26 protein-coding genes are annotated in these 24405 nt (G+C 60.6%); 11 read left to right on the top strand and 15 right to left on the bottom strand.

The window, feature by feature from the left end:
* Positions 1 to 8: 8 nt before the first annotated feature.
* The 4 genes from DBV08_RS27585 to DBV08_RS27605 all read left to right on the top strand — a co-directional run bounded on the left by DBV08_RS27585 (position 9) and on the right by DBV08_RS27605 (position 3856).
* The gene (locus DBV08_RS27585) at positions 9 to 803 is read left to right on the top strand and encodes an ABC transporter ATP-binding protein (RefSeq protein WP_124569552.1); all 795 of its coding nucleotides are present in this window, start codon (positions 9 to 11) and stop codon (positions 801 to 803) included.
* A gap of 288 nt (positions 804 to 1091) precedes the next feature.
* The gene (locus DBV08_RS27595) at positions 1092 to 1649 is read left to right on the top strand and encodes a LysM peptidoglycan-binding domain-containing protein (protein ID WP_020908363.1); all 558 of its coding nucleotides are present in this window, start codon (positions 1092 to 1094) and stop codon (positions 1647 to 1649) included.
* A 165-nt stretch (positions 1650 to 1814) separates the two neighbouring features.
* On the top strand, positions 1815 to 2297 hold the full coding sequence (locus tag DBV08_RS27600; protein WP_124569512.1) for a hypothetical protein: 483 nt from the start codon (positions 1815 to 1817) through the stop codon (positions 2295 to 2297).
* 212 nt (positions 2298 to 2509) lie between these two features.
* On the top strand, positions 2510 to 3856 hold the full coding sequence (locus tag DBV08_RS27605; protein WP_124569513.1) for a T3SS (YopN, CesT) and YbjN peptide-binding chaperone 1: 1347 nt from the start codon (positions 2510 to 2512) through the stop codon (positions 3854 to 3856).
* 21 nt (positions 3857 to 3877) lie between these two features.
* Here the strand turns inward: DBV08_RS27605 and DBV08_RS27610 are convergent, their stop codons facing one another.
* From DBV08_RS27610 to DBV08_RS27620, 3 genes are all read right to left on the bottom strand, one after another.
* Positions 3878 to 5245: an acetamidase/formamidase family protein gene (locus DBV08_RS27610; RefSeq protein WP_124569514.1), complete on the bottom strand. Its 1368-nt coding sequence runs from the start codon at positions 5243 to 5245 to the stop codon at positions 3878 to 3880.
* A gap of 113 nt (positions 5246 to 5358) precedes the next feature.
* Positions 5359 to 6477, bottom strand: a complete 1119-nt coding sequence (locus DBV08_RS27615; protein ID WP_124569515.1) for a class I SAM-dependent methyltransferase — start codon at positions 6475 to 6477, stop codon at positions 5359 to 5361.
* A 129-nt stretch (positions 6478 to 6606) separates the two neighbouring features.
* Complete coding sequence (locus DBV08_RS27620) at positions 6607 to 7722, bottom strand: Glu/Leu/Phe/Val dehydrogenase (RefSeq protein WP_124569516.1); 1116 nt, start codon at positions 7720 to 7722, stop codon at positions 6607 to 6609.
* 219 nt (positions 7723 to 7941) lie between these two features.
* Here DBV08_RS27620 and DBV08_RS27625 point away from each other — a divergent pair, with 219 nt between their 5' ends.
* Together DBV08_RS27625 and DBV08_RS27630 are read left to right on the top strand one after the other, a co-directional pair.
* A complete protein-coding gene (locus DBV08_RS27625; RefSeq protein ID WP_003941343.1) occupies positions 7942 to 8454 on the top strand; it encodes an Lrp/AsnC family transcriptional regulator in 513 nt (170 codons plus the stop codon).
* A gap of 46 nt (positions 8455 to 8500) precedes the next feature.
* Positions 8501 to 8962: a 6,7-dimethyl-8-ribityllumazine synthase gene (locus DBV08_RS27630; protein ID WP_070797143.1), complete on the top strand. Its 462-nt coding sequence runs from the start codon at positions 8501 to 8503 to the stop codon at positions 8960 to 8962.
* 56 nt (positions 8963 to 9018) lie between these two features.
* Here the strand turns inward: DBV08_RS27630 and DBV08_RS27635 are convergent, their stop codons facing one another.
* Positions 9019 to 9255: a hypothetical protein gene (locus DBV08_RS27635; RefSeq protein ID WP_260395782.1), complete on the bottom strand. Its 237-nt coding sequence runs from the start codon at positions 9253 to 9255 to the stop codon at positions 9019 to 9021.
* Between the two features lie 98 nt (positions 9256 to 9353).
* Positions 9354 to 9881, bottom strand: coding sequence for a DUF3558 domain-containing protein (locus DBV08_RS27640; protein ID WP_311716942.1), 528 nt, complete (start codon positions 9879 to 9881; stop codon positions 9354 to 9356).
* Between the two features lie 180 nt (positions 9882 to 10061).
* Between DBV08_RS27640 and DBV08_RS27645 the strand changes: the two genes are divergently transcribed.
* From DBV08_RS27645 to DBV08_RS27655, 3 genes are all read left to right on the top strand, one after another.
* Positions 10062 to 11738 (top strand): FAD-dependent oxidoreductase, encoded by a 1677-nt coding sequence (locus DBV08_RS27645; RefSeq protein WP_019749255.1) that lies wholly within the window; start codon positions 10062 to 10064, stop codon positions 11736 to 11738.
* A gap of 9 nt (positions 11739 to 11747) precedes the next feature.
* Positions 11748 to 13184 carry an ATP-binding protein gene (locus DBV08_RS27650; RefSeq protein ID WP_124569519.1) on the top strand — a complete coding sequence of 479 codons (1437 nt, stop codon included), beginning with the start codon at positions 11748 to 11750 and terminating at the stop codon, positions 13182 to 13184.
* Positions 13185 to 13254: 70 nt separating this feature from the next.
* Entirely contained in the window at positions 13255 to 13608 is a 354-nt protein-coding gene (locus tag DBV08_RS27655; RefSeq protein WP_124569520.1) for a UBP-type zinc finger domain-containing protein, read from the top strand.
* A gap of 1 nt (position 13609) precedes the next feature.
* Here the strand turns inward: DBV08_RS27655 and DBV08_RS27660 are convergent, their stop codons facing one another.
* Positions 13610 to 13939: a hypothetical protein gene (locus DBV08_RS27660; RefSeq protein WP_240952918.1), complete on the bottom strand. Its 330-nt coding sequence runs from the start codon at positions 13937 to 13939 to the stop codon at positions 13610 to 13612.
* Positions 13940 to 13965: 26 nt separating this feature from the next.
* Complete coding sequence (locus tag DBV08_RS33315; RefSeq protein ID WP_397488117.1) at positions 13966 to 14556, bottom strand: DUF3558 domain-containing protein; 591 nt, start codon at positions 14554 to 14556, stop codon at positions 13966 to 13968.
* Positions 14557 to 14639: 83 nt separating this feature from the next.
* Between DBV08_RS33315 and DBV08_RS27670 the strand changes: the two genes are divergently transcribed.
* The gene (locus DBV08_RS27670; RefSeq protein ID WP_124569522.1) at positions 14640 to 15695 is read left to right on the top strand and encodes a 2,3-butanediol dehydrogenase; all 1056 of its coding nucleotides are present in this window, start codon (positions 14640 to 14642) and stop codon (positions 15693 to 15695) included.
* Here the strand turns inward: DBV08_RS27670 and DBV08_RS27675 are convergent.
* The 3 genes from DBV08_RS27675 to DBV08_RS27685 form a co-directional block, all read right to left on the bottom strand.
* A complete protein-coding gene (locus DBV08_RS27675) occupies positions 15685 to 16008 on the bottom strand; it encodes a ferredoxin family protein (protein ID WP_007726052.1) in 324 nt (107 codons plus the stop codon). The genes DBV08_RS27670 and DBV08_RS27675 overlap by 11 nt on opposite strands.
* On the bottom strand, positions 16005 to 17594 hold the full coding sequence (locus DBV08_RS27680) for an FAD-dependent oxidoreductase (protein ID WP_124569523.1): 1590 nt from the start codon (positions 17592 to 17594) through the stop codon (positions 16005 to 16007). The genes DBV08_RS27675 and DBV08_RS27680 overlap by 4 nt, the downstream gene beginning before the upstream one ends.
* A 124-nt stretch (positions 17595 to 17718) precedes the next feature.
* The gene (locus DBV08_RS27685; RefSeq protein ID WP_020908376.1) at positions 17719 to 17964 is read right to left on the bottom strand and encodes a hypothetical protein; all 246 of its coding nucleotides are present in this window, start codon (positions 17962 to 17964) and stop codon (positions 17719 to 17721) included.
* Between the two features lie 223 nt (positions 17965 to 18187).
* Here DBV08_RS27685 and DBV08_RS27690 point away from each other — a divergent pair, with 223 nt between their 5' ends.
* On the top strand, positions 18188 to 18568 hold the full coding sequence (locus tag DBV08_RS27690; protein ID WP_124569524.1) for a helix-turn-helix domain-containing protein: 381 nt from the start codon (positions 18188 to 18190) through the stop codon (positions 18566 to 18568).
* Here DBV08_RS27690 and DBV08_RS27695 read toward each other — a convergent pair.
* The 5 genes from DBV08_RS27695 to DBV08_RS27710 all read right to left on the bottom strand — a co-directional run bounded on the left by DBV08_RS27695 (position 18565) and on the right by DBV08_RS27710 (position 24399).
* The gene (locus DBV08_RS27695; RefSeq protein ID WP_124569525.1) at positions 18565 to 20358 is read right to left on the bottom strand and encodes a long-chain fatty acid--CoA ligase; all 1794 of its coding nucleotides are present in this window, start codon (positions 20356 to 20358) and stop codon (positions 18565 to 18567) included. The genes DBV08_RS27690 and DBV08_RS27695 overlap by 4 nt on opposite strands.
* Positions 20355 to 20798, bottom strand: coding sequence for a MarR family winged helix-turn-helix transcriptional regulator (locus tag DBV08_RS27700; protein WP_007726042.1), 444 nt, complete (start codon positions 20796 to 20798; stop codon positions 20355 to 20357). The genes DBV08_RS27695 and DBV08_RS27700 overlap by 4 nt, the downstream gene beginning before the upstream one ends.
* A 102-nt stretch (positions 20799 to 20900) precedes the next feature.
* Positions 20901 to 21032 carry a putative transporter small subunit gene (locus DBV08_RS32625; protein ID WP_221621624.1) on the bottom strand — a complete coding sequence of 44 codons (132 nt, stop codon included), beginning with the start codon at positions 21030 to 21032 and terminating at the stop codon, positions 20901 to 20903.
* Between the two features lie 27 nt (positions 21033 to 21059).
* Positions 21060 to 22712, bottom strand: a complete 1653-nt coding sequence (locus DBV08_RS27705) for a sodium:solute symporter family transporter (RefSeq protein WP_185564955.1) — start codon at positions 22710 to 22712, stop codon at positions 21060 to 21062.
* A gap of 388 nt (positions 22713 to 23100) precedes the next feature.
* Positions 23101 to 24399, bottom strand: coding sequence for a plasmid pRiA4b ORF-3 family protein (locus DBV08_RS27710; RefSeq protein ID WP_311716978.1), 1299 nt, complete (start codon positions 24397 to 24399; stop codon positions 23101 to 23103).
* Positions 24400 to 24405: the final 6 nt, after the last annotated feature.

Consider the following 24405-nt stretch of genomic DNA (forward strand, 5'->3'; position numbering starts at 1 on the left):
CTGACCCGATGGTCGAGGATGCAATGGTCGAAATCCAGGACCTGACCAAGAGGTTCGACACGGCCGGAGAATCACGTCTCGTACTCGATTCGGTGTCCTTCCGCGCCGACGCGGGCGAGTTCGTGTCGGTGATCGGGCCGAGCGGCTGCGGCAAGAGCACGATCTTCAACGTCCTGGCCGGGCTCGAATCCCCGACCTCGGGTTCGGTCCGTGTCGGCACGCGCGCAACGGAATCCGAAGCAGCCACCGAGGTGCACACCGCGTACATGCCGCAGAAGGACCTTCTGTTTCCTTGGCGCTCGGTATTGGACAACACGGCCCTCGGTTTGGAAGTCCAGGGAGTCTCAAAGAAGGACGCACGCGAGCGCGCTCGGGAGTTGTTCCCCGCGTTCGGCCTGACCGGATTCGAGGACGCCCGCCCGTCACAGCTGTCTGGTGGCATGCGCCAGCGAGCGGCAATGCTGCGCACCGTTGTTCAGGGCAAGCCGGTCCTGTTGCTCGACGAGCCGTTCGGCGCGCTGGACTCGTTGACCCGCACCGAGATGCAGGCTTGGCTACAAGACGTGTGGCAGCAGTACCGGTGGACCGTTCTGATGATCACCCACGATATTCGTGAAGCGATCTATCTGTCCGACCGCGTGGTTGTTCTGTCTGCGCGTCCGGCAACGGTCAGATGCGTCGTCGACGTTCCCTTGCCGAGGCCACGCGAACTGGACATGATCACCACGCCCGAGTTCGCCGAGGTCGAGCGTGAGCTGCTCGCCGTGCTCCACGACGAGACTCGCAAATCGATGCGGCCGTAACGGTTACTGATAATGCGCTGAGAACGCGCCGATTTCACCTGCCGTTCAAGAGAAAGTGCATCGCAACGGTGCAACTTCACGTAGGATGTCGCGGCACTTTCGCTCAAAACTCCTTAATATCAGCAAGATCCGAACGCTCGACACGCAGTCCGTGAACGCTGCACAATTCTCCGTACTCTTCGGTAACGTACACTCGGTCGCCTACGAGACCAACGGCCAGAAGGTAACTGGACGGTAAAGCGGGATCGTGGAGGCACAGTCATCGCAACAGATTTGGAAAGGGACAGCGTGAGCACACTGCAGTCAGGTCAGAGCCTCGGAGTCGGCCAGGAACTCAAGTCCGACAACGGCGCGTACACCCTCACCTTGCAGGACGACGGCAACCTGGTTCTGTCCGAGGGCGGACAGGCTGTTTGGGCCGCAGGCACCAACGGATCCGGCGCCAACCGCGCCGAGGTGCAGGCTGACGGAAACTTCGTCATCTACAAGGACTCCGACGCCGTGTGGGCATCGCAGACCGCAGGCAACGACGGTGCCTCCCTCTCGGTTCAGGACGATCGCAACGTCGTTCTGTCCGCCGGTGGAAATGCTCTGTGGTCTTCGGACACCGCAATCGAGGCCCCGGCCGCCGAGGCTGCTCCGGAGCCCGCTCCGGCACCCGAGCCCGAGCCTGCACCCGCAGCTCCGGCAGCGCAGAGCTACACCGTCGAAAGCGGCGACACCCTGTGGGCGATCGCAGAGCGTTTCTACGGTGACGGCAACCAGTACCAGCGCATCGCGGATGCAAACGGCATCCCGAACCCGGATCTCATCAACGCCGGTCAGGTGCTGACGATCCCCGCCTGATTCACTGCTTGACCTGGCCCTGGGTGCCGACGTCCGCGTCGGCACCCAGGGCCTTTTGTGTTCTACGCCACACAGATTCGCGTCCCGCCCAGCAGGCCCTGATACTCCATTGCGGCATCTTTTCGCCTACAGTACTTCCGTACTGCTCCCGAAGGACAGGTGTGCATGAAAGACAGAACAGTCATGATCGGCGCTGTCGCAGTGGCCGCTCTCTCTCTGACATCAGGCCTCGTGTTCGGCGGAGCAGCCGGCGCATTCGGTGCCGGCGGCCCTGTGGTGACGCCTCCCGCTCTGGTCTCGTCGGTTTCCGTCGAGTCCGTCGCCGGGATCGAACCCGCCGCGTTCTACAGCTCGGTTGCAGTCCCCACGGTTGTCATTCCGCCGACGCCGACCTGGCGAGTCGCAGACGAGACGACTGCTCCTCGTAATCAGCCGCTCGTGGTCACAGCGACAAGCTCGAGTTCCGCTACCTCGACTACGACGGCAACCAGCACGACAACACCGGCCTCGTCCACGACCACCGCGTCGGCTACCTCGACGTCGTCACCGACCGCGACAGCCACGACCACCAAGACCAGCGCCACCCCCGTTGTCACGACCGGGTCCACACCCCCCGTCGTCGAGGTCTCGCCCGTTCTCGCCGGATAGTCCTCGCTCTTTCGCCTGCATACCGCCTGGCGTGACGGCGGTTACAGGCACACGTCGGTCGCCGCTCTCGAATACCCGATCTACCTGCGACAACCTTGCTCGTCGTCACGGTTCGTCGCCCTCTGCAATCCGGTCGACCGGAAAAGGACAGCAGCATTGTCGGAGCCTCGCGATACCGTATAGGTCTGAGCTTTTGCGGAAGGAGGTGGCTGATGAGCGCAATGGGCTTCGATCTCGATGTCAGTGTCGACCGTGCGTGGGTAGAATTTCAACGTCGCCTCGGCGATCACATTTCCATCATGGTCGACGGCGACGTGCTTGCCGTGGAATCGTCCACCGGCGACTTCGATCCTGCTGACGGCGCAGCGCCATGCGTTCAGTTCCTCGTGTGGGACGAGAACACAGTCCGCTGCGAGGTTCCTTCCAACGACTTCCTTCATCCGCGCTATCGACTCGAAGATGCCGACGAACAAAAGTTGATCGCACTCGGCTGGAATCCGCCTTCCGAAAATCTCGACGATCCGAACAACTCCCCAGCCTTCTGCGTCGACAAGGCGCAGAACTGGGCCGATCAGCTCGCAGCGATGACTGTCGCGGCATTCCGGGACGTGTTCGGTGTGCAGCACCCGGCTTTCCTCTCCAGCGATCTCACCGGCAACGAGCAGACTCCGGATTTCGATCCGTCGGTTGTCGAGTCGACCGAACTTCCGACACTGGACCCCACTGCGGCCTACATGCCCAATGATGTCGACCACCTCAAGGAGTTGGTCACTCTCGCATTGCTTCCCATGCTCGGTACTCTTCCCGAGCGGGACAGCGACGGCGACATACCCATTCGTGTCGGTTCGACTGTCATGTTCGTCGGTCCCCTGTCCGAGTCCATGGACGTGCAGTTGTTCTCCCCGCTCGTTCAGGACATCAGCAACCGCACTCGTGCAGCCGAGGTGATCGCCGATCTCAACCGCAAGTGGTCACGCATCAAGTTCGTCTTGATCGACGACCGTCTGTCGGTGTTCCTCGAGGTGGCGGGTTCGCCATTCGTTCCCAAGCAACTCACGGATACGTGCGCGGCCCTGACGTCGTTCCTGCGTACCGTGGACGACGAGTTCGCCGCGCGCGTCGGCGGAGACCTCTTCTTCGCGAACAAGAGCGGTGATTCCTCCTCTCTACAGCCCGATCTGACGGCCGAGGACCTGCCTCCCGAACTCGAGACCCTGCTGCACCTCGATCTGGATGTGGCCGAGGATCTCGATGCGGTAGCCGATGTCTGCGGTCGCGATCGCGATCTGATTCTTCAGCTCCTCCACATCAGTAACGAATGGCAGATTCAGCTGCGTAGTCAGGCCGTCGACGCCCACAGCCGCGGAGATGCCGAGGAAGCCGCGGGCTACGAGGATCAGGTCGGTGGATGGGAACTCATAGTCGACCGTTTGCGTGGGGCTTTGCGACTGGTGGTCCTGCCCAATTCTCGAACCGAGACGCCGGCCAAGCCGCAACCTGAGCAAATGGGCTTGTTTGCCGACCCCTTGCAACAGAGTCTCTTCGACGATCCGTCCTGACACGACAGATCGCCTTTCCCACTATTCGAAGTGGGATTTGAAGATCTGGCCGTGGACGCCCACGGTTCGATCGACTACCTGTGAGACCGTGAAATCCGCTGCGGCAGAAAGATAGGCGTAGGCCGTCGCTCGATCCATTCCGCGATCATGCTCGAGGAAGTCGAGTGCGTTGACCACCGCACGTCGCATGGCTCCGTTGAGGTCACTGTTCTGGCCATCGACCGAACCGTTGGGGTCGGACAAGCCGATCGGAATCCAGGCCTCCTCGGTTTCGGCGAACGGGTATCCGAATGCCACCGATGGGGCGTCGCCGGAATCCCTCTTGCACACACTGAGTCGGAACGTGCCGCGCAGCGAACCTTCCATCGCGGTCAACGCGGCCTCGCCGTCACCCATGGCCATGTGTGGGTCACCGACGTAGAACAGGGCACCTTCGGCAAAGACCGGCAGGTAGAAAGTTGATCCGACACCGAGATGCCTGATGTCGATGTTTCCGCCGCCCAGCGTCGGAGGAATGGAGTTCGACGACGGGGATGTCGGATCGGCATCCGTGGAATAGGCAACTCCCATCATTCCCATGAAGGGCCGCAAGGGAAACCGCACCTTGGACTCGCCGAAGGGCATCACACCCTTGCCGTCTTCGATCGCGGTGAAAGTGGAGACCCCTCCGTACTTCAACGGATCCTTCGTCGCCCGCCCGTCCGTGGCGACCGGCGGCATGACTTCGTCCAGAGTGATTCCCGCCGGAGCGGTTCCGTCTGCCGTGACAGCAAGAGCGCCCTTGCCGTGCCTGCTCGACACAACCCCGTACGGCACGCGGGGAATCGCTTCGAGTGTCTCGATCTTGAGTACGTCTCCAGGCTGTGCGCCTTCGACGAAGACCGGGCCGGTGACGACATGTGGGCCGTCCTTGTCGAAGTTCCGTTCGGTTCGGTTGTATTCGGCCGCAACGGCAATCGCATCCTCGAGCACGTCTTTCTCGGAAACGCCCTTGCTGCCGAAGTATTCGAGGGGATTGCGCCCTTGATCCTCGAGGATTCCCTCGTGTGAGAGGGCGTCGATGGTGACGGTCTGGCCCGACTTCATCCGCATCACTTCGCGGGTGTGGACGTTGGGCACATAGCCCCACATGACGTCCGACGGATCCGAACTCAGATAGTGGTCGCCGCTGACGTTTCCACTGCCCGGTTGCAGAATCGGCACACCATCGGCGAACGGCAGTGCAGAGGAGGATGATCCAGCTGGCGACGCGTTGGAGTGCGCGCACCCCGAAGCCACACTGGCAACGCCTACTCCCGCACCGAGAGCAGCGACCGCCCTCATGAATCCGCGTCGGCCAAGACCTTTCGTCAGGTCTTCGGCTGCGTTGCGGGCAAGCGTGTTTTCCATCGAGTTTCCTCCGGAGTGCGTGACGATGTGCGACTGCGAAGAAAGCTAGACCCGATTTGTTACTCGTTCATTACCATTTCATAGCAAGGAAATGCCGTTGACTGAGAATGAGTTCAGCGACGGCGAAGCCGCCAGAGCGACGTCGTTTCGCGTGCCCGGGCAGCGTGAAGCGCATCGGTTCGGTCACTGACCTTTGCGTGCGTCGGTTTGACGTCCATGCGGTCGACAACAGTGAGCCCACCGGCCGCGATCAGATCGTGCAGTTCGGATCGCGTTCGGAGACCGAGGTGTTCGGCAATGTCCGAGAGGATCAGCCACGCTTCTCCCCCGTCGTCCAAATGCGCTGCGACACCAGTCACGAAGCCCTTCAGCATCGCTCCGGCGGGGTCGTAAACGGCGTATTCGATAGGCGAGGTGGCCTTTGCCGGAATCCAGGGAGGATTGCAGACCACCAACGGAGCAGTGCCTTCGGGAAAGAGGTCTGCTTCCACCACATTCACCTGATCGCCGTAGCCAAGCCGCGACAGGTTGGTGCGCGCGCATTGCAACGCCCGGGGGTCCTGGTCAGTGGCCGTCACTGTCTTGACCCCGCGCCGCGCCAGGACGGCAGCAAGAACGCCGGTACCGGTGCCGATGTCGAAAGCGGAATCCGTCGACGGCAGCGGCGCAGACGCGACAAGGTCGACATACTCGCCACGGACGGGCGAGAACACACCGAAAGCGGGATGAATTCGTGCGTCGAGCGCCTCGATGAAAACACCTTTGCGATGCCACTCGTGAGCGCCGATTGCGCCCAGGATGTCTCGCAACGAGCGAACCGACGGCTCATCGGTGATCCCGAACGCCTCGGTCAACGCTACTTGCGCGTCCGGGGCACGCCGGAGTGGAATCGACAGATCGGCGTCCAAGGGAATGAGCAGCATGCCGAGAATCTGCGCGCGACGTCCTTGGGTCTGCCGGTGGAGGTGGAAAGCTTTGGCGGGATCGTCGGACGCTCGGCGCGGCTTGCGGTCGATGCGCGACGCAACGGCCTTCGACAGTTGGCGACCGTTCTGAAAGTCTCCGCGCCACAGCAACGCCGTGCCTTCGCACGCCAGGCGATAGGCGTCGTCGGCCTTCATCGTGTCGTCGGCGACGACGATGCGCTTGGGCGCCGGGGCATTGCTCGTCGAACCCCAACGGGCCGACTGCTCGGCATCGTTCTCGGTCCACACAGCGAATTGTTCAGTCATGTAAGCCCTTCCGGCGTCCGACGCATAGCGGCCGGTCTACCGGCTGATGTGGTCCAGATCTGCAAAATCTGCTTGTCTGGTGTCCACACTAGTCGGGACCGGCCGCGCTACATGACTGCGAGAGGGATGTCAGCTCTTGGCTACGCGAGCTGCCTCGGCGATGCGAGCCTCGGCGACCGCGTCAGCAGCCTCGCCGGCGAGGATTCCGTCCTTCTTGGACTTCGCGAAGATCTCGGTGACCGTGTCGAAGATCTTCTCGACCTTGAGCTTGACCTCTTCGGCCGAGTTGCCCTTCAGCTCGCCGGCAACCTGGATGAGGCCGCCGCCGTTGGCGACGTAGTCGGGGGTCCAGGTGATGCCGCGGTCGCGGAGGATGTTCTCGACCTCGGGCACGGTGAGCTGGTTGTTGGCAGCGCCGCAGACAACCTCAGCCTTGATCGAGCGTGCGGTCGTATCGGTGAGGGTTGCGCCCATCGCGCAGGGTGCGTAGACGTCGAGGTCGGCGTCGATGATGCTGTCGACGATGCTCACCTGCGGGAAGTCCGCCTTGACGCGATCGAGCGCTCCGGCGTTGACGTCGGTCGCGAGAACGGTCGCGCCGTCTGCGAGGAGGAGCTTGATGAGTTCGTAGCCGACCTTGCCTGTGCCCTCGACACCAACGGTCTTGCCGGCGAGAGACGGAGTGCCCCAATGCGACTGTGCCGCTGCGCGCATCGACTGGAATACGCCGAGGGCCGTCATCGGAGCGCTGTCGCCGGAACCGCCGACGGTGGCGTTGCGGCCGACGACGAAGTCGGTGTTACGACCGATGATGTCGAGATCGTTGGAGTTGGTTCCGACGTCACCAGCGGTGATGTAGCGGCCGCCGAGGGTCTGGACGAATTTTGCGTAGGCGCCGAGCAATTCGTCGGTCTTGGCCGTTGCGGGGTCGCCGATGATGACGGCCTTGCCGCCGCCGAGGTCAACGCCCGCAACCGCAGCCTTGTAGGTCATGCCGCGAGAGAGACGCAAAACGTCTGTGACTGCGGCGGATTCGTCGGAGTACGGGTAGAAGCGCGTTCCGCCGAGCGCGGGGCCGAGCGTCGTGGAGTGGATGGCGACGATGGCCTTGAGGCCGCTCGCGGGATCCTGGAAGAAGCTCACCTGCTCGTGGGGGTAATCGCGCAGGTAGTCGGCGCGATCGAACACGCCCGCAGTGTCGTCATGGGAAACAACGGAGTTCACGGGCTCGGCGGTGAGAGTCATTGTGGGATAGACCTTTCCGAAGAATAAACGGGGCGCAGTCGAAATATTGGGGCGAAATGGCCATTGGGTACTATTGGGGACAAATAACCCAAAGAGAATCCCGCTGAGCAATTCGTGGAACCAATGCTCTGCCTGAGTTACGATTTGGTCAATGCAAATCTCTTGAACTAGTCAATTCGATCATCCAGTGACTCAAATCACTGAGGAGAGGTTCACAAAGTGCTCAGCATCGACAAGCTCGACGTCCAGTTGCTCGGACTGCTCAGCAAGGACTCGAGGATGAGTGTGGCCGAGTTGGCCAACTCGTTGGGCGTCGCCCGCAACACCGTCCAGTCACGAATGAAGCGCATGGAATCCAACGGACTTCTCACCGGGTTTCGGCCGAATCTCAATCTCCCCGAGGTCGGTATCCCGATTCAGGCATTTGTCGGACTGGAGCTCGAACAGGGCAAGATCAGCGCAGTCGCTCGCAGTCTGACCGAGCTGCCTGAGGTGATCGAAATTCACGCCACGACCGGTCGCGAGGATTTGCTCGTCCGCGTGGCCACGTCGACGCACGCGGCCCTGCAGAAGTTGGCCGAGCAGATCGTGTCGCTTCCAGGCGTCACGCATTCGACCACGACCATCGCTCTGACCAATCCCCTTCCGTATCGGATTCAGCCTCTCCTCGAGCACCTCACCAATGACGCCGGCTGGGGTCGTTCGACCGCCTTCCCCCGCCAGCAGGACTAGGACGGGTGGTCGCGTCGATGCTTCCCGGTGCGCTAGTTTCATGGTTATGAGTGAGATCCAGGGACAGCGCATCGCGTTCATTCAGGCGACGTGGCATCGCAACATCGTCGACCGTGCACGCGACGGATTCACCGACGCGATCGTCGAGCTCGGCTACCCCAAGGACACGGTTGATTTCTTCGAGGTGCCGGGAGCTTTCGAAATCCCGCTGCACGCTCGGCGGTTGGCCAAGACCGGCCGCTACCAGGCGATCGTCGCCGCAGGTCTGGTCGTCGACGGCGGAATCTATCGGCATGACTTCGTTGCAACTGCTGTCATCGACGGTCTGATGCGCGTGCAACTCGACACCGACGTTCCGGTTTTCTCGGTGGTCTTGACACCGCATCACTTCCACGAGCATGCCGAACATGTCGAGTACTTCAGCACGCATTTCGTGAAGAAGGGCGCCGAGGCTGCGCGCGCCGTAGACGCCACCGTCAAGTCGTTGAAGGCCCTGCCCACCAGCTAGTCGTTACCCAAGTCTCGCTGAGCCGAACGCCATCGGCTCAGCGAGATTTTTTGTGTCTATCGAGGGGTCTCGGTACTTGCGAGTGCCGAGGCGTTCGAGTCGTCGACTTGGCCGTAGCGGTCGACGCATTGCTGGAAGAAGTCCCGCATCTCGGTGACCACTTGGATGTGGCTGTTCAACGACTTCTCCAACGAATCTTCACCGCCGACGGCCTTCTTTGAGAATTTGGCGGCCAGTTCCAGCCCCGACTTGAGGGTTCCCATCCCCTTCACGTCTCCGATTCGCTCACACATGAGTACCATTGCTCGCAGTTCGTCGAGTAGCGAATTGCAAGCAAATACAATCGGTTTCGCAACATCGGGCTCGACAATCACAAGCCCCCTCGCCGTGCTCACCGAGGGAGGTGTCCGTCGAGGTGTGCGGCGACGTCTGCAACCAATTCACACGCCGACTCTTGGTGCGTGACTCCGGCCTTTGCTTCGACATTTACCCACACCGAACCCTGCGTTGCCGCAAAAGCCACGTAGCACCCATCGACTGCTGCATCGCTTCCTCTCCGGAACCGAATACCCGCGCGATCGCCAATCGTCATTTCAACAAACTCCGCATAATCCGGGTTACGGGTCACTTCATTCTGGGTGTATCGGTTGGAGAGAACTGACACGAAGAACCACGCGCCCGTCCATGAACAAATTCTCCATCCTGGCTGCTCAACGCCCGCAATATCAACTTCCTCGGTAGCCGGATCAAGCCCGACTTCTTCCAACACCGAATCCGGAATGTCCGTGCACGGATCGAACAAGCCCTCTTGGCCGGATGCAGGCTCAGCCGCCCCCTCCACGACTGAGCTGCATCCTGCCGCAGCCCACACCAACATCCCAGCCATGAGCAGTCGCCCAACCCCCACCGACCCCCGCATGGCACCCCCTGTTGATGTGGACCCACACTATTGGATGCATCGGAGGCCCGATCGGTTCCCGCAATCTTCAAATTCCCAGTTCACGGTCCCCGGTTCACTCAGAGCGCATCGCCAGCGATTGACGCTCAGCTCAGCAGTCGCATACTGGAGTGGTTGACTACAACTTCGGGAAGGCACCGAGTGAGCGCACCGAAAGCCCCGGCCAAACCAGCGATCCTCAGCGTCGACGACGATCCTGGTGTTTCGCGTGCCGTCGTTCGAGACCTCCGGAAACGGTACGGCGAGAAGTACCGAATCATTCGCGCGGAATCCGGCGACCAGGCTCTTGAGACCTTGCGTGAAATGAAACTTCGCGGCGATGCAGTCGCTGTGATCGTCGCCGACTACCGCATGCCCGGTTTGAGTGGAATCGAGTTCCTCGAACAGGCAATGGACCTGTATCCCGTAGCTCGGCGCGTTCTGCTGACCGCCTACGCCGATACCGATGCTGCGATCGACGCCATCAACGTCGTCGACCTCGACCACTACCTCCTCAAGCCCTGGGATCCGCCGGAAGAGAAGCTGTACCCCGTCATCGACGCGCTGCTCGATGCCTGGGCAAGCTCGAGTCATCACCCCGCCGAGGAAACAAAGGTGATCGGCCATCGTTGGTCCGAGCGATCATCCGACGTTCGAGAGTTCTTGGCACGCAACCAACTTGCCTATCGCTGGTACATGTCGGACGAGCCGGAAGGCCAACGACTTCTCTCGGCTGCCGGTACCGACGAACTGCGGCTTCCCGTCGTCATCGCATCCAATGGGGATGTCCTCGTCGAGCCCACTGACGCCGAACTTGCCGACAAACTCGGGTTGAGTACCACTCTCTCCGAAGACTTTTACGATCTCGTTGTCATCGGCGGCGGCCCAGCGGGTCTGGGAGCTGCTCTGTACGGCGCTTCGGAGGGGCTTCGGACGGTTCTCATCGAACGGCGAGCGACAGGCGGTCAGGCCGGCCAGAGTTCGCGGATCGAGAACTACCTCGGCTTCCCCGACGGAGTCTCCGGCGCACAGTTGGCCGATCGGGCGAGGCGCCAGGCAACCAAGTTCGGCGCCGAAGTCATCACCGCTCGCGACGTCACCGGTTTGGAAATCAACGGCTCGGCCCGCACAGTGCGTTTCGACGACGGTTCGTCGGTCGACGCTCATTCGGTCATCTTGGCGACAGGTGTTTCCTATCGCCAACTTTCGGCGCCGGGGCTCGATACATATACCGGGCGAGGGGTCTACTACGGGTCAGCTGTAACCGAAGCCGCTCGGTGCAGCGAGCAGGATGTGTACATCGTCGGCGGCGCCAATTCGGCCGGCCAAGCTGCGGTCTACCTCTCCCGCGGAGCTAGGTCCGTCACCATTCTCATTCGCGGCAACTCACTCGAAGCCTCGATGTCCTACTACCTGATTCAGCAGATCGAAAAGAATCCGAAGATCACCGTGCGCACGTGCACGGAGGTAGTCGGCGCTGAGGGTGACGATCACCTCGAACGAATCACACTGCGTAACAGAGCCACCGGAGAAGAAGACACTGTCGATGCTCAGTGGTTGTTCATCTTCATCGGTGCCGCTCCCCTGACCGACTGGCTCGGAGACGTGGTGGTCCGCGACGGAAATGGCTTCGTTCTTGCCGGCCCGGACCTTCCGTCCGAAGGCGTCACCCCGGACGGGTGGCCGCTCGACCGCGCACCACATCATCTCGAAACCAGTGTCCCCGGAGTGTTTGTCGCCGGGGACGTGCACGCCGAATCGGCCAAGCGCGTCGCGTCGGCCGTCGGAGAGGGCGCGATGGCCGTGATGTTTGTCCACCGCTATCTCGCTCAACAATAGGGAGATTCGATGTCCATTCCTGAGTGCAGCCCCGACCTGCTTCGCACCCTGTTCCTGTTCGAGAAGCTCACCGACGATCAGCTCGAATCGCTTTGCCAGGCAGGCCATATCACCGAGATTGACCGAGGTCAGGTCTACCTCGAAGGTGAGCCTGCCACCTGCTTCTACGTCCTGATCGAGGGCGAGGTGGTGCTGTCCAAGCTGTCGGGCGGCGAAGACATCGAGATCAACAGGACCACCCAGCGCGGCGTCTACTCGGGAGGCTGGACGGCGTATCTCGGCGATCGTGTACCGCAGGTCTACGCGGGGTCGATGCGAGTGACGACTCCTTCGACGTTTTTCGTCCTGGACGCCGACAAATTCGGCAACGCGATGCGCGAGTGGTTTCCGATGGCGGTTCATCTGCTCGAAGGTGTTTTCTTCGGCAAGAAGAACACCCAGCAGATCATCGACCAACGAGAACGACTGCTAGCGCTTGGATCACTGTCGGCGGGATTGACTCACGAGCTCAATAATCCTGCAGCCGCGGCAGTTCGAGCGACGGCGTCGTTGCGCGAGCGCGTGGCAGGTATGCGTCACAAGCTGGGAATGGTCGCGTCAGGCACCTACGACCGAGATGCCCTCGTCACGCTCATGCGACTTCAGGACGAAGTTGCAGAAGTTGTCGCCAAGGCGCCGACGCTCACGCCCCTCGAAGCCTCCGATCGGGAGGATTCGTTGGGCGAATGGTTCGAGGATCATTCGATTCGGGAGGGTTGGGATCTGGCTCCGACCTTCGTGCAGGCTGGTCTCGACACCGCTTGGCTCGACAATGTTGCTGCAGCCGTAGACGACTCGGTGTTGGAAGGCGCAATTCGCTGGCTGAATTACACCATCGAATCCGAACTCCTGATGAACGAGATCGCAGACTCCACAACGAGAATCTCGACGCTCGTCGGTGCGGCGAAACAGTATTCACAGATGGACCGCGCTCCCTTCCAGACCATCGATGTCCACGAACTACTTGACAGCACGTTGATCATGTTGGGGCAAAAGATCGGAAGCGGAATCGAAGTCGTCAAGGAATACGACCTCGCGCTGCCACCGATCGACGCGTACGCCGCCGAACTCAATCAGGTGTGGACCAACCTCATCGACAATGCGGTCTCTGCCATGGACGGGTCGGGAACACTCACCGTTCGGACAAGCCGCGATGGCGACCGCGTGTGCATCGAGATCTGCGACACCGGTGCCGGGATTCCCGATGACGTCATCGACAGGATCTTCGAACCGTTCTTCACGACTAAGCCTGTTGGCGAGGGAACCGGTCTCGGTCTTGATATTTCGTGGCGAATTGTGGTTGGCAAGCACCGTGGCGAACTGCGGGTGACGTCGGAGCCCGGTAACACCCGGTTCAGAGTTTTGTTGCCTATCGCGGGCCCACCGCGGGATACGCGCGACGACTAGTCGCCCTTGCACGGCCAGAACGCAAAGCGCACGATGAAATGACCGACTTCAGCCAGTGAGAGGGTGGACCATGACCGAGGGACTTCCAGCCGGGATCGATCCGAGCGTCCCGCCCAGTGGCGCGGGATGCGTCGAATGCGATGCGAGCGGCGGTTGGTGGGTGCACCTGCGTCGATGCGCGCAGTGCGGTCATGTCGGTTGTTGCGACTCCTCACCGTCACAGCACGCGAGCAAGCATGCGGCCTCGACGAAGCATCCGTTCATGCAGAGCTACGAACCTGGCGAGGATTGGTTCTGGAGCTTCGAAACCAACGAGGCGTACGACGGACCTGAATTGACGGCGCCCACTTCACATCCCGCAGATCAGCCGACCCCAGGGCCTAAAGGCCGTGTCCCGGCCGATTGGCAGCGACACATCCACTGACTCAGTTCGGTTGGTTGATCGACCTCAAAGTCGAGACGTTCGACGACTCCTGATCCAATGCGTTGTCGATGCAGGCTTGAAACTGAGCCTGCATTGCCTCCACGACCGCGATATGACTCGCCAACACATCGACGAGCGCATCGTGGCCACCGACAGCCTTCTGCGCGAACTTGTCCCGCAACGCCTGCGCCGAGCCCAGAGTCCCGAAGCCGTCAACTGTTCCCAATCGCTGAGCGGGAACGGAGAGTTTGCGCAACTCACCAAGCCAGTCGCCGCAATAATCGCGCAGTAGTTCTGCAGTTTTCGGATCGAGTGAAAACATCTCAACCATTGCCGCCATCCCTCTCAACGCAAGTATCACTTTGGTAAGTACGCCAGCAGGGCGATCGCCTGGCGGGTCGCCAATGCACAGACTTCCTCCTGGTGTCGCTCGCCCAGAAATGCGTCCACTCTTACGAACACCGCACCCTGAACAACTGGAATCGCGACCATGCACAGATTCTTTTGGACGTCCGTGACCTCGCGAAAGGTGACAGCGCCGGGAGCAACCATCGGAGCATCACGGATGTCAGTGTCCTTGGGATTTCGACGAACGTCGTCAAGCGAGTGAAATGTCGACCAAACGCCCAGCGCGTACCAGTCGGATTCCCAGCTACAGATTTCGAACTCCGCTTGACGTACGCCGAGCACTCCGTTGTCCTCCGTCCCGACGTCAACGCCAAGACTCGAGACAACATCGTCCGGGATCGCCGAACATGGATCGAACAGCCCATCAGTTCCTTCTGGGCGCACTGCATGCCCCTCGACCGTTGAGGAACAACCCCCGACCAACAGTGCGGCCGCGACCAAGACCACTGCACCCCTCACTCCCACAGCACTCCCCCTCATTCGCGGCCCGCTCACAGTATTGGACGCTCCCCAGTACCGATCGGTTCCACCCCATTGCATTCCGTTGCAACCCTTCACTCGCGCCGATAATCGGCCTAGCGTCGATCTACCAGGGGATTCACAACGAAGTGAGGTGCGGATCAATGAAGGCAGCACGGTTCCACGGGCAGAAGGACATCCGGATCGAAGAGATCCCTGAGCCCGAATTGCGGCCAGGAACAGTCAAGCTGAAGGTCGCGTGGTGCGGAATCTGCGGCACCGATCTCCACGAGTACCTCGAGGGACCGATCTTCATCTCCGCGCCCGGACACCCGCATCCACTCTCACACGAGAATGCGCCGGTCACGATGGGCCACGAATTCTCCGGCACCGTCGAAGAGATCGGCGAAGGTGTCACGGACGTCGAGGTCGGCGAAAATGTCGTCGTCGAGCCGTACTTCGTCTGCAACGAGTGTGCCCCCTGCAAGGCGGGCAACTACCACCTGTGTACGAAGATGGGGTTCATCGGCTTGGCCGGCGGCGGTGGTGGGCTCAGTGAGAAGGTCGTCGTCGACCGTCGCTGGATCCACAAGATCGGCAACATCCCGCTCGACGAGGCAGCTCTCATCGAACCGTTGAGCGTCGCCCATCACGCAGTCGTACGCAGTGGAGCCGAAAGCGGCAACGTCGCAATTGTGGGCGGAGCCGGACCGATCGGACTCCTCGTTGCGGCAGTTCTCAAAGGGCTGGGTGTCACGACGATCGTCACCGAACTCAGCGAAGCCCGCAAGGCCAAGGCCCTCTCCAGTGGCGTCGCCGACTACGTCATCGATCCCACCACCGAGGACGTCAAGGCGCGCGTCCTCGAACTCAGCGGAGGCATCGGCGCAGACATCGGCTTCGAGTGCGCAGGCGTCAACGCGGTCCTCGACACCATGCTCGACACGGTCCGGCCTGCTGGAGTTGTTGTCAACGTGTCGATTTGGGGCAAGCCCGCGACAATCGACATGCAGAAGCTGGTCCTCAAGGAAATCGATCTACGCGGAACCATCGCGTATGTACGCGACCATGAAGCGGTCATCAAGATGGTCCAGGACGGTGTCGTCGATCTGGCGCCATTCATCACCGGTCGTATTCAGCTCGAAGAATTGATCTCCGAAGGGTTCACCACTCTGATCGAGCACAACGACACTGCAGTCAAGATTCTCGTCAGGTCGTGACCGGACGGGGCACCTCCGGACCCACCGCAGTCAGCGATCCGGGTGCCCTCCCTTTGCCCCATCCGATTTTCTCTCGGTAGCGGCCGATGTGATCGTCCTCGATCACATCGGCCGTTTCCAGCGGTGTGGATTGCGGATGCACATACAGCGCATCCGTCGGGCAATATGCCTCACACATGAAGCAGGTCTGGCAATCCGATTGGCGCGCAATCACCGGGACGCCCGACGGCGTCCGATCGAAAACATCTGTGGGACAAACATCTACGCACTTGTCGCAGCCGATGCAGTCAGGCGCAGACACCAGCTCGATCATGAAGCCACCAGTGCAGACCCGGCAGATTCAGAAGTTCGGGTCCACACCGAATCCAAACCGCCGGTAAGAACGTGATGGTGCTGTGTCACATCGAGTTCGGGATAATCGTCCCGCTTGCTCATTCCCCGAGTCTCGGTCCGCGCCAACGTCGAGTGATACATCCAGCGACCGACGGCCGTGATCGCGGCAGCCTGTCGCGCCGCCATCCGACCTGCTGGATCCGCGCCCAGATCCGCACTCACTGCACCCCACAGCGATTCGAGCTCACCGAGCGCTGCGGATACTCGATCACCGCTGCGGAGGTAGTTCTTGTCGAAGGGAATCAGCTGCGCCTGAGCAGCTTTCACCACATCGTCGGCAGCAAACCCGGTTCGTACCGGATTACGCAATGCGACGGTTCCGGCTCCGCGTAGACCACTGGTAGCCCCGCGTCCGACCGACAGCGCATACCGCGCAGCGCCGGTTCCTGCCCATGAACCAGAGGACATCGCCCACGCGGCGTTGTGACTTCCCCCGCCGGTAAACCCTCCGCAGATTCGCTCTCGAGTCGCAGCGTCCCCGGCGGCAAACAGTCCTGGAACGGATGACGCGCAATCGTCGTCAACGACGTTGATTCCCCCAGTGCCGCGCACCGTGCCTTCAGCGAGCATGCCGACCTCGAATTTGTCAGTGAAGGGATCGATTCCGCGGCGATCGAATTGCAGGAAGAAGTTGGGTTGCCCCAGCCTCATTCGACGCTGCACCTCAGCGTCGGCCCGATCGATCTGCGCGAAGACCGGCTCATTCCGCAACGTGCTGGCGATGACGGACCTCCCCTTCGCCGAACCGGCACCTTCGAGCACGCTTCCGTCGGCGTGGAAGAACGTCGCGTACGCGTAGTAAGCCGTCTTGGTGATCGTCGATCCGGCCGCTGCGATTCCGTACGCGTTGGAGAACTCCATGCCGGAGAACTCCGCTCCGACTTCGGCTGCCATCAATGCACCGTCACCGGTATCGACATTGGTACCCAACGCACCGGACAGAAACGCACAACCTCCGCTGGCGACCACTACCGCGCCTGCCGAGACGCGGTAGTCCTGGTGTTCGTGACGCTGGTATCCGGCGACTCCGCGAACTCGGCCGGCACCGTCCACCAACAACTCGAGTGCCGGCGAATGGTCGAGGATCCGCACTCCGGCTCGACGAATCCAGGTGCGCATCCGTCGCATGTATTCAGGCCCCTGCAAGCCGGTGCGGATCTGCTTGCCCGTGCTGGAGTCGACGGGGAACGGATATCTGCCCTCCACCGCGAGGAGATCCATGTTGGAGTAGGTCTGCTCGAGGACGCGGTCCATCCAATGGTGGTCGGCAAGATATCCGCCGAGCGCCTCACGACCGGCCTTTGCCCGCTCACGGGCAGTCGTATCCGGTTCGACGTACCAAACACCCGTTCCGGAGGGGGCCGTTGCGCCGCTCGTTCCGCAGTAACCCTTGTCGACCAGGACGACGTCTGCACCGGCCTTGGCCGCACGCAACGCTGCCCATGCGCCGGCGGGGCCACCACCGATCACCAATACATCGGTGGAGAGTTCGAGGACGTTCGTCACTGGCCAGCTCCTGTCAGAGGTCTACGCAACACTTCTGTTGCTGCAATATTCCTCGAACGAACTACCCAGCGCCACAGTCAGAATCACTGTGAACTCAACCGGTCACCATCGCATCGACAGAGCGCTACGACGCTTCCCGCTCCTCGTCGGTGCACAACGCGGAGTACTTGGCGAAGGCTTCCTGCAAGGTCAGCGATTTGCGTCGCTCGGCGATGTCGCGGGGCTTTCCCTGTGCGACACATCGACGCGCATGCTCGATCACAGCTTCACGTATGACGCTGGAAATGTCCGCGCCCGTGAGCTCTTGGAGGGTCTCTAGGGCCCTCAGTTCCTCTACGTCGAATCTCACCGTTACCGATCGTCTAGCCACGCTCAGGATGTTACTTGCGGGTACACCAAATTTGGTGAGTTACGTATGCGTCGCATCGAATATCTTTGGGCGCCAAAACCTTCGAATTCGGATCTACGTGGGTAAATCGTTTTCCACCCGTGGCACTCATGTAATGCAACGCACACGGCGCCATCCAGCGTGCCGACGGACACTGTCGCTGTCTATGCTTGCGAAACACTGCCTTCGATCGGAGATACATCGCGTGAGCATCGACCACATTGTTTCCGCAGTCGACGGCGACGCTGCCGAGCGGATCAAGACGGCTCTGGCCCAGAGAGCCGCAACCTCGACGGACACGACCACGCTGGTGTTCGACGGCGTGAGCATCGAGATTCCGCCGTCGGTCGGCGACGCCGTCGTGCAGCTCCTGACCTACCTCGCTGCCGGAGACAGCGTCGCCCTCGGGCCCGTCGCAGAACTCCTCACCACCTCGCAGGCAGCAGAGATCCTCGGCGTTTCGGACACGTATGTACGCAAACTCGCCGACGCCGGCAAACTCCCGATCGAACTACGCGGCACCCACCGCAGGTTCCGCCTCGATGACGTGATGGCCTACCGCGAGCAGTTCCCCAAACGCGCCTAGCTCTTCGCGTACATTCCTTCGATTTCCTTCGAGAACCGATCGACGACGACATTGCGCTTGATTTTGAGCGTCGCTGTCATCTCACCGTCTTCCTCGGTCAGATCGCGATCGAGAATGACGAACTTCTTGATCGACTCCGCATGCGAGACAGCGGCATTGGCGTCGTCGACGGCCTTCTGAAGCTCCGCGCGAAGGTCCTTGTCATCGCGCAGTTCAGCGACGGTGGCGCCAGAAGGTTTGCCGTTCTCCGACTTCCACTTCTCGAACACCTCGGGGTCGACGGTCAGCAGCGCCGTGATGTAGGTCTTCCCGTCACCGACGACGACTGCCTGCGAGACGATGGAATGTGAACGGATACGGTCTTCCATCGGGCCGGGCGAGACGTTCTTGCCGCCCGCCGTCACCAGTAGATCCTTCTTGCGTCCCGTGATGGAAAGGTAACCGTCGCTGTCGAGTTCACCGAGATCTCCGGTGCGCATCCAGTCGTTGACAAACGACTCTTCGGTCGCCTTGTCGTTCTTCCAGTAGCCCTTGAAGACAACCCCGCCGTTGAGTTCGATCTCGCCGTCCTCGGCGATGCGAACCCCGTTGCCGCCCATCGGCTGTCCGACGGTTCCGATCTTCTGAGCACCCGGGACGTTGACGCAGTGCGCCGCAGTGGTTTCGGTGAGACCGTAACCCTCGTAGATCGGAACTCCGAGCCCACGGAAGAAGTGCCCCAGCTCAGGAGTCAGGGCGCCGCCGCCGGAGATCGCGAACCAGCACTCGCCGCCGAGAGCCTCACGAAGCTTCGAATACACGAGCTTGTCTGCCACTGCGTGCTTCGCCTTCAAGATCAGCGAGGGACCGCCCTTGTCGAGGGCTTGGCTGTACTCCTTGGCGGTGGCTTCGGCGAAGGCGAAGATCGCGCTGGGGATCTTTCCACCGGACTCCGCCTTGCGTGCTGCGCCGTCACGAACTTTTTCGAAGACACGCGGAACACCGAGGATGGTGTTGGGCTTGTACCGCTCGAATTGAGTTGTAATGGTGGCAAAGTCGGACCAGTGGGCCTGCGACGCACCAGCTTCGAACGTCGCGAGGGACACCGCGCGGGCCAGTACGTGCGCGAGCGGGAGGAAGGTCAGGACTCGGTTTCCCGGAACCGCCACCTTGCCGATCGATGCCGTGAGAATCCCGCGCACCTCGGACAGGAAGTTGCGATGCGTGAGGATGCATCCCTTGGGACGGCCTGTGGTGCCGGAGGTATAGACGAGTGACGCCAGATCGTCGGCCTTGATGCCCGCGAGTCGCTTCTTCAACTCGGTATCGTCAACGTCGGCGCCCTGTGCGGTCAGCTTTTCGACTGCTCCGTCGTCGATCTGCATGACGGCCTTGAGAGAGCTTGGCGCGTCCTGGAACAGCTGCTCGTGCGCGCCGGTTTCGACGATCGCGATGACGGCCTCGGAGTCTTCGAGGATCCAGCTGACCTGCCCCTGAGACGACGAGTCGTAGATCGGAACGGTAGCGGCGCCGGCAGCCCAGATAGCGAAGTCGAAGAGCGTCCACTCGTATCGGGTCGCGGAGAGCAGTGCGACGCGGTCGCCTGCCTGCACGCCAGCGGCGATGAGACCGTTTGCGACGCCCGTGACCTGCTCGGCGAACTCTTTAGCTGTTACATCTACCCAACCCTCTCCCTTGGGGCGGGAGAACACCGTCAGATCTGGCGTGCGCTCGGCGTGAGTGAAGACGGTGTGCACCACAGACTCATTGTCGGAGATGGTGAACTGGGCTTTGGCGCTGTACTCACTCACAGGGTGTCATCTCCGTTGGTCTGCGATTCGATGCTGATTCTGAAGCGGTGAAGTGCGCGGGCGAAGTCTGCGACCTCGGACTCGGTCCAATCGTGCAGCCTGCCGGCGACTTGGTCGAGCCGACGCGCGTCTGCGGCGTCGAGGTATTTGCGGCCAGCCTCCGTGAGGTGCAGCGGATTGCCCTGACGAACGGATCCCGGATCGGCATACACCCAGCCTGCCTCGATGCAGCCACGCACTTGGCGCGAGATGGTCGAGCGGTTGACGCCGAAGACTTCGGAGATCTCCGTGGCCTTGCAGCCGTCGTTGCGGCCGATGAAGGAGAGGAAGGAATGCTGCGCGATCGACGGGTGGTCATCGGAATGCCGATCCCCCGTCATCAGCTGCCGCGTCAGGTGCACCAGCTCGTCATGAACGGCTGGTGGACCGGTGAGCGCCATTGCTCCGTCGTGTTGCACTGGGCAACTATAACGCTGCCCCTAGTCCCGATTGCAATATGACCGCCGCCACCGACAAGAAGTCCGTCGGTGGCGGCGTGAAAGTTAGACCAGATCCTCACCGTTGCGGCGAGCAGTTGCCCAATCCTTGAAGAATCCCTTGCTGATAACTCCCAGCACGACCAAGACCAACGCCGGCCAGATCAGAACATAAATGGTCAGTAGAACTGTACTCATTCGTATTCCTTCCACTTGTCTCGACGGTTACTTTCCGGACGCTCCCACGGCAGGAAGCTCGTCATCGTCGAAGTCTCCCGTCCGCTGCTTGATCAGTTCGAAATCGAACGTCTCACGCTGATTGACGGACATCGCAAAGCACACGACGGTACTGACGGCATAGGCCACCAAAGATCCGCTGAGCGTTGGGTAGTCGTGGAGGAAGCCGATTGCGAACGGCGCGGACAGCACGATCGCCAGGCCACCGACGATCTCCGCAACCTTCAGGCCGAAGAATCCAAATGCCATGAGCCCCATCACCACTCCGATACCGACAACGGCAACGATGTCGGAGAAGATCCCGAACATCCCATCCATCGGCACCCAACTGAATCGGACGGGCAAGAAGGCGGCAAGCGCCACCAGCACCGACACAGTGAAGGCCTTGTTGGTGACCTTTCCCCAATGGAAGCTCGCGATAACCGGGAACACCAGCGCGCCCCACAGCGCGCCGACGAACACCAACAGATCCAGAATGCTCAATTGCAGACTTGCCAAGGAGATAGCCGCCGCCGTGGCAACAATCATCGTTACTCGGCCGATGAGCAGCATCCGTCGAGGGTTCGCATTAGCCTTGCCTGCGACGGCTTGGCCGTACACGTCGGTCATCACGATGGACGAGAGCGCAGCAAGGTCAGAGTCTGCCGTCGATGACAGCGCGCCGATGATCATGACAAAGAAGACAGCCAGCAAAATTCCGGGCAGGTACGACGCAGCCATCTGCGGAATCAGGTTGTTGACGTCACCATCCATCGGCTCGATTCCGAGGTACAGAGCGAGAACACCCAGCATTCCGACGCCGATAACGGTGGCGCCATATCCCACGGTTGCGGTGATGAAGGTGGGCTTGATCAGGTCTTCGCGGACCGCGAACAGACGTTGGGCAATGGTCTGATTGCCGATTGCGTAGGCAAGAACTGCCGCGATGTACGGCGCACCCTGCTCGAAAAAGGCAACGCTCGAGAAGAAGTTGCCCTGCTCAGCAGTAAGGTTGCCTGCCCCGGATTCGAAGGCTGCCGGGAACCCCGCCGCAAAGAAGATGAACGGCACCAAAACCGCTACCGCACCGAGCATTCCGATCAGCTGAACGAAGTCGGTCAACACCGAAGCACGGAAACCCGACCACAGCGTGTACAGCAAAACGCCCAGCGCAACGATGAACACACCCTGGATGAAGTTGAACGGCGAAAGCAACGCGATCAGCAGACCACCAGCGAGGAAGTTCGACATCAAACTGATGAGACTACCGACGATATTGGAGCCCGCGAGCATCAGCTGACTCGAGCGTCCGTGCCGCGCGTACATGACCTCAGCCAGTGTGTGGGCTTTCGGCGCTACTTTGCGAATTCGCTGGCCGAACGGATAAATGAAGAGAATCATCAACGCGCCCCATAAACCGTAGTGAATGGGGCCGGAGATTCCGTAGGTGTAGCCAGAAGTGGCGGATGCATACATCGACGACGCCCAAATCCAGGTGGCCGTCATACTCGCGGCCGAAACACCAAATCCTAATTTGTTTCCGGCGGTCATAAATCCGTCGGCATTTTCCTGCTTCTTACCAATACGAAGAGAAATCAGAAAAGTTCCACCATAAAAAGCAACAAGCAGTGAAACAATCACCAAGGTACTGAACTGGACCATGTCGGACCCCGTCACATGCCACATCCTTCGCACATAATCGGCAGAACAAAGCACAAAACCCCTGTTCAGGATTTTTACGCTTCGTTTCTGCACGCCCTAGGAGCGACCGCCATACCAACACCGGTCACATATTCAATTGACTAGCAACACGCACTTCGTCTTTTCGGAAACCCAACCTCCACAAAATAAATCTTCTGCGCAAGCTTTTGGCTCGACCACGCAATTCAACAACTGAGAATCGACCATAGCATGATGGCAATTTCGAACAAAAACTCCGATATTTTCCCACCCGAAAATATTCATGATTCCGCCGCAGAAAAATCGTGCGCTTCCAGCGCATATAACAACTCCGCATCGATTGAAATCGATGCTCGATTCGATCGCGTACCTACATCGACAGGACCATCCTGGCAAACCGTCGGCCCCACTCGGGATCGGCGGAAACATGCTGGTCCAGCGGATTGGAGACGATCGCCCCGATCATTCGCAGGTACAAGAGGGTGTCTCGCACCATCCACGTCCAATCGTCGTCGCCGAGGCGGGTTCCGTCTGTTGTCGACCAACCCAATGCCGTGAGTCCTTCGACCATCACTTCACTACGTTCGGACTCCGACAAGCCGGCAGCCAACGTAAGGAACAGAATTTGGCCGGCTTCCTGCGCCAACTCACCCTTTCCCAACGGCATGGCCGTCACGATATGACGCCACAGCTCGCCTTCATATGCAAGCACTGACGCGCCGAGTCGAGTCAGAATCAATGTGCCTCGGAGTTTCCGGACAAATCCCAGTGTCTTTGCGGCTTCAACGAGTACTGCTAATTGCGCGTCACTCCCTGCCGTGACATCGATCCAGTCACTGCCCCAATCGAATTCGTCTCGGGCGGCCGCAACATGGTCCAAAGGAAGTGACCCGGATGCCGTCAAAACAATCCCACCACCTCGCGCGGAGTTCAGCAGCCACAGCAGTTGACGGGTTGCTCCCTCACGCATCACCTCGAAGTAGTTGTCGTATCCGCCACGAAGCTCCGCTTCGGCAACTGCGGCAAACAGTTTCGGTGCGGAATGAACAGACAAGCGGCGCAAGAACTTCTCGAACAGCGAGCTTCCCACAGGCGGTGACTTATGCAATGCCACTGCAATGGTGACTGCTGCATCGGACTCTGCGGGAACAAAACGTTCGGGATCGAACAGTCCATTACTCGCCTGCCCGTTCAGGAACTCGCGATACCCGATCGGACCGCCAGAATCCTCCGGCGGGCACGCCCTCGCACCGTCAAGACAAGATGGCTCAGAAATCGGCTGGTCTTCGACAATCTGCTCCAGAACCAACGTGTGACTCCACCTTGCGCGGGCGTTGTACTCATAACGGACGTACTCCCCGACCGCGGTAACTGCCTCGTCGATCCGGACTTCGTCCTCACCAAACTCGTCTTCCTGGTATCCGTCACGCTCGATCACCTCTGGCGCGATATACCGATCTGGGCCATTGTCCGTTGAGTGATGGACACTCACCCACTGATGAGCGTGTTGATCTCCCCATCCCATCACCGCCTGCACAATCGAATGAAGCTGGTCCAGTTCGATATTCGACGGGACCGAAAACCGTCTCCAAATAGGCGGCGTGATGCAATCGAGTTCGATCCGCATGACAAAGTTCGCCACCTCCGGCCGTCGACGCTGATTCCGCATCTGCCT

Origin of the sequence: Rhodococcus sp. KBW08, from assembly GCF_003852455.1 — a bacterium.
GTDB classification, from domain to species: domain Bacteria; phylum Actinomycetota; class Actinomycetes; order Mycobacteriales; family Mycobacteriaceae; genus Rhodococcus_F; species Rhodococcus_F baikonurensis.

Excerpts from the sequence above, each read along its gene's own strand:
- DBV08_RS27635 (WP_260395782.1), bottom strand. The coding sequence starts at position 9,255 with ATGTGTGAGCGAATCGGAGACGTGAAGGGGATGGGAACCCTCAAGTCG.
- DBV08_RS33315 (WP_397488117.1), bottom strand. The coding sequence starts at position 14,556 with ATGCAATGGGGTGGAACCGATCGGTACTGGGGAGCGTCCAATACTGTG.
- DBV08_RS27630 (WP_070797143.1), top strand. The coding sequence starts at position 8,501 with ATGAGTGAGATCCAGGGACAGCGCATCGCGTTCATTCAGGCGACGTGG.
- DBV08_RS27605 (WP_124569513.1), top strand. The coding sequence starts at position 2,510 with ATGAGCGCAATGGGCTTCGATCTCGATGTCAGTGTCGACCGTGCGTGG.
- DBV08_RS27675 (WP_007726052.1), bottom strand. The coding sequence starts at position 16,008 with ATGATCGAGCTGGTGTCTGCGCCTGACTGCATCGGCTGCGACAAGTGC.
- DBV08_RS27670 (WP_124569522.1), top strand. The coding sequence starts at position 14,640 with ATGAAGGCAGCACGGTTCCACGGGCAGAAGGACATCCGGATCGAAGAG.
- DBV08_RS27615 (WP_124569515.1), bottom strand. The coding sequence starts at position 6,477 with ATGACTGAACAATTCGCTGTGTGGACCGAGAACGATGCCGAGCAGTCG.
- DBV08_RS32625 (WP_221621624.1), bottom strand. The coding sequence starts at position 21,032 with ATGAGTACAGTTCTACTGACCATTTATGTTCTGATCTGGCCGGCGTTG.
- DBV08_RS27655 (WP_124569520.1), top strand. The coding sequence starts at position 13,255 with ATGACCGAGGGACTTCCAGCCGGGATCGATCCGAGCGTCCCGCCCAGT.
- DBV08_RS27610 (WP_124569514.1), bottom strand. The coding sequence starts at position 5,245 with ATGGAAAACACGCTTGCCCGCAACGCAGCCGAAGACCTGACGAAAGGT.
- DBV08_RS27585 (WP_124569552.1), top strand. The coding sequence starts at position 9 with ATGGTCGAGGATGCAATGGTCGAAATCCAGGACCTGACCAAGAGGTTC.
- DBV08_RS27650 (WP_124569519.1), top strand. The coding sequence starts at position 11,748 with ATGTCCATTCCTGAGTGCAGCCCCGACCTGCTTCGCACCCTGTTCCTG.
- DBV08_RS27660 (WP_240952918.1), bottom strand. The coding sequence starts at position 13,939 with ATGGTTGAGATGTTTTCACTCGATCCGAAAACTGCAGAACTACTGCGC.
- DBV08_RS27640 (WP_311716942.1), bottom strand. The coding sequence starts at position 9,881 with ATGCGGGGGTCGGTGGGGGTTGGGCGACTGCTCATGGCTGGGATGTTG.
- DBV08_RS27705 (WP_185564955.1), bottom strand. The coding sequence starts at position 22,712 with ATGGTCCAGTTCAGTACCTTGGTGATTGTTTCACTGCTTGTTGCTTTT.
- DBV08_RS27700 (WP_007726042.1), bottom strand. The coding sequence starts at position 20,798 with ATGGCGCTCACCGGTCCACCAGCCGTTCATGACGAGCTGGTGCACCTG.
- DBV08_RS27600 (WP_124569512.1), top strand. The coding sequence starts at position 1,815 with ATGAAAGACAGAACAGTCATGATCGGCGCTGTCGCAGTGGCCGCTCTC.
- DBV08_RS27710 (WP_311716978.1), bottom strand. The coding sequence starts at position 24,399 with ATGCGGAATCAGCGTCGACGGCCGGAGGTGGCGAACTTTGTCATGCGG.
- DBV08_RS27620 (WP_124569516.1), bottom strand. The coding sequence starts at position 7,722 with ATGACTCTCACCGCCGAGCCCGTGAACTCCGTTGTTTCCCATGACGAC.